Origin of the sequence: Mesorhizobium sp. M7A.F.Ca.CA.002.15.2.1 (genome assembly GCF_003998715.1) — a bacterium.
Lineage (GTDB): Bacteria > Pseudomonadota > Alphaproteobacteria > Rhizobiales > Rhizobiaceae > Mesorhizobium > Mesorhizobium ciceri.
The window spans coordinates 1-1050 of the sequence record NZ_RZPI01001084.1; the positions used below are offsets into that span (position 1 = coordinate 1).

The 1050-nt window shown below is 62.9% G+C and carries 2 protein-coding genes; both read right to left on the bottom strand.

What is annotated here, in order from left to right; genetic code table 11:
* A partial coding sequence (locus ENZ74_RS32785) for an ABC transporter ATP-binding protein (RefSeq protein ID WP_164761442.1) occupies positions 1-452 on the bottom strand: 452 nt, incomplete at its 3' end.
* A 120-nt stretch (positions 453-572) separates the two neighbouring features.
* On the bottom strand, positions 573-1050 hold a 478-nt coding region (locus tag ENZ74_RS32790), incomplete at its 5' end, for a LysR substrate-binding domain-containing protein (RefSeq protein ID WP_245471062.1).

Consider the following 1050-nt stretch of genomic DNA (forward strand, 5'->3'; position numbering starts at 1 on the left):
CACTCAAGGTGCGCAAGAAACCGGCCGCCCGACAGTTGCGCCGGCAGTTTCTTCTCGTGGCCCTTGAGACCGACGCGCTCGATCATCTCGCCGACACGGCGCTTGATGTCGGCGGCCGGTTTCTTGCGCACCTTGAGTGGGAAGGCGATGTTGGCTTCGACGCTCATATGCGGGAACAGCGCGTAGCCCTGGAACACCATGCCGGCGGCACGTTGCTCTGCCGGTCGGTCGGTGATGTCGACGCCGTCGCTGAACAGCTTGCCCTCGGTCGGCTGCACGAAGCCCGCAAGGATCATCAGGAAGGTGGTCTTGCCCGAACCCGACGGCCCCAGCAGGGTCAGGAACTCGCCACGGCCGATATCGAGCGACAGATTGTCCAGCGCACGGAACGAGCCGAAGCTCTTGCCGATCCCGATTGCCTTGATCTCTGCGGCACGGCCGGGTTGCTGCATACTGCCCTTTCCCTAACGCTTGTCGAAATCGTAGGCAGGGTGCCGGCTCACCGCAACCGAATAGTTTTCGCGTGATCGGCAAATTCCATTCATCTATGGCGAGATGGCGCCGCCTTGCCCTCAATACGGCAGAATGCGGTTCTCCTGGAGTTTCGACCGCAGCCATCCCGCGAACGCTTCCAGCACCGGATGCGAAGCCTTGGCGTGTTCGGAGACCAGGAAATAAGAGCGTGGCGACTTGATCGCGATGTCGAACGGCCTGACCAGCCGGCCCTCGCTCAGCGCCCGCCGGCTGGTCAGTTCGTCGCCCATGGCGATGCCCTGGCCGGCAATCGCCGCCGAAAAGACCAGGTTCATGTCGGAAAAGAAGATGCCACCCTCGATGTCGGGGTTTTCCACCTTGGACAGCGCCAGCCAGCGCGCCCAATCCTCGGTGTCGTCGAGATGCAGCAGGTTGGCGCGCAGCACGTCCGACGGTCGGGAAAAACCGCCGACCTTGTTGAGCAGCGTCGGGCTGCAGAGCGGCGTGAACGAGATTTCGCAGAGCGGCTCGACCGCCCGGTTCGGCCAATTGCCGACACCAAACGCAATGAAGGCA